The organism is Bacillus sp. MT94 (assembly GCF_058792475.1).
In genome coordinates, this window is sequence record NZ_JBXAEZ010000019.1 from 1 (window position 1) to 2,424 (window position 2,424).

The window sequence follows — 2,424 nt, forward strand, 5'->3', positions numbered from 1 at the left end:
TGGGACCTTGTCCCTGTGAGAGTAGGACGTCGCCAAGCAACTTTAAGACGAGTCAGAATGACTCGTCTTTTTTGTATTTTGTAACTTCTTTTCAAAGCTAATTACATATTTATATAAGTTTTATTCGATTTCTTTCGTGATTTTTGATATGTAATTTAAGATTTTCTATTTTATTTCTTAAAGATAAGATTCACTGGTGTGTTAAAATAGTACAGTTGTTTTTTGATGTACTTTAATATAAGAAGATTTAAGTTAGAAAAGGAGATAATATGAAAAGGATAGGTATAATTACTATAGTAGTCTTAGTCCTTCTATTAATCGTGTATATGTTAGTTGGGAATTATTTTTATAACTACGCGTTGAATGCGAAACAAGAAAAAGAATTTTTGCAAGATAATCCTCATTTAGTAGAAACGGTAAATGCATCGGGAGATGTATTGGCTACAAATGAAGAAAAGAATGCGAACTTCGTATCGAAGTATAAACCTAACACATTAACTATACGTTCTTTCGATAAATTGAATTTAAAAGGCTATGAATATATGAATGAATCATCTAGTCATAAATGGGCAATTGTGGTTCATGGATACAATGGTAGAGCATCAGAAATGACGAAATATATTCGTAACTTTTATGAACAAGGCTATAATGTCATAGCACCAGACCTTCGTGGGCACGGAAATAGTGAAGGGGATTATGTTGGTATGGGCTGGCATGATCGTAAAGATGTTTTGATTTGGATTCAACAAATCTTAAAGAAAGATCCTAATGCTGAAATAGCTCTATTTGGTGTTTCAATGGGCGGGGCAACTGTAATGATGACTTCAGGAGAAGATTTACCTTCTAATGTTAAAGTTATTATTGAAGATTGTGGATACTCAACCGTTATTGATGAATTTACTTATCAGCTAAAAGATTTATTCCACTTGCCGAAGTTTCCTGTTATGAATGCGGCAAATACAGTTACAAAATTAAGAGCTGGATATGATTTAGAAGAAGCTTCAGCTGTAAAACAAGTGGCGAAAAGTAAAACACCTATGCTATTCATTCATGGAGATGCTGATACATTCGTTCCTTTTGAAATGTTAGATGAAGTATATAATGCTGCAAAAGTAGAAAAAGAGAAATTAATTGTTCCAGGTGCTGGGCATGGAGAAGCGGAGAAAGTAGATTCGAATAAATATTGGAATACCGTATGGAAGTTCGTAGGGAAGTATATTCCGGCATAATTAAAGTTGTTGCATTTATATAGACGATAATCAGAGGGATAATAGTTAATCCTTTTGATTATCGTTTTTTTGTTAATTAGGTAGTCTGTTATAAGTGTATTTTTGTATGTACTATATGAAGGAGATAGAGCAAAAACTTTTGAATTCCTTAATCTCAGTGCTACAATGATTGAAAACTAAATGTTAATGAGGTGTTTATATGAAAATTGAGGTTTGGTCGGATTTTGTATGCCCATTTTGCTATATTGGGAAACGTAGATTAGAGATGGCTTTAGAGCAATTTCCACATAAGAAGGATGTTGAAGTTGAGTTTAAAAGTTTTGAGTTGGATCCGAATACTCCCGTTTACTCTGGAACAAGTATTAATGAAGTGCTTGCATCAAAGTATGGAATTAGTATTGAAGAAGCTAAGCGTAATAACGTACAGCTAGGAAATCATGCAGCTAGTATGGGTTTAAGTTTTAATTTTGATGAGATGAAGCCGACGAATACGTTTGATGCGCATCGTCTTGCGAAGTTTGCAAAGAATCATGGAAAAGAAAAGGAGATTACGGAGAATCTACTTTTTGCATATTTCACTGAATCGAAAAATTTAAGTGATGTGGATACACTTGCTATTATCGCTGAAGCCTCAGGTTTAGATAAGCAAGAAGCTTTAAATGTTATTAATGATAAAAATGCGTACGCAAATGATGTTAGAATTGATGAAGCGATTGCTCAGCAATATCAAATTTCGGGAGTGCCTTATTTTATTATTAATCAAAAGTATGCTATTTCAGGTGCACAACCACTTGAAACTTTTGTTGGTGCACTTCAGCAAGTGTGGGAAGAAGAGAATCCTGCACCGAAGTTACAGGAACTTTCAGCAGATGGTGGAAGCGATCTTTCTTGTACTGATGGAAGTTGTTCGGTGCCGTCGAAAGAACAATAGTTTTTATGGTAGAAGAGCACCCCATAGATTGTTCTGTAGGGTGCTTGTATATAACTATAGAAGAAATACGTAAATGAAATCTATAAAATATAAAGTTTTTTTAAAAACGTATTGACGATTATACTTTAGAGGTGTAATATAGAACAAGTCGCCGATGACATTAACGTCACAAGCGACAAACGAAATAAAAAACTTAGTTGACATTAACTAACGAAGATGTTAACATAAGGAAGTCGCAAATGAGCGACCAAGTAGTTCTTTGAA

At 33.8% G+C, this 2,424-nt stretch carries 2 protein-coding genes; both read left to right on the forward strand.

Going from position 1 to position 2,424, the window contains the following annotated elements; genetic code table 11:
* The first annotated feature begins 269 nt into the window (after positions 1–269).
* Positions 270–1,229 carry an alpha/beta hydrolase gene (locus tag AC1Q51_RS27760; protein ID WP_000821101.1) on the forward strand — a complete coding sequence of 320 codons (960 nt, stop codon included), beginning with the start codon at positions 270–272 and terminating at the stop codon, positions 1,227–1,229.
* Between the two features lie 199 nt (positions 1,230–1,428).
* Entirely contained in the window at positions 1,429–2,160 is a 732-nt protein-coding gene (locus tag AC1Q51_RS27765; RefSeq protein ID WP_000687923.1) for a DsbA family oxidoreductase, read from the forward strand.
* Positions 2,161–2,424: the final 264 nt, after the last annotated feature.

Bases quoted from the DNA above. Each gene is read 5' to 3' on its own strand.
- AC1Q51_RS27765 (WP_000687923.1), top strand. From the start codon at position 1,429: ATGAAAATTGAGGTTTGGTCGGATTTTGTATGCCCATTTTGCTATATT.
- AC1Q51_RS27760 (WP_000821101.1), top strand. From the start codon at position 270: ATGAAAAGGATAGGTATAATTACTATAGTAGTCTTAGTCCTTCTATTA.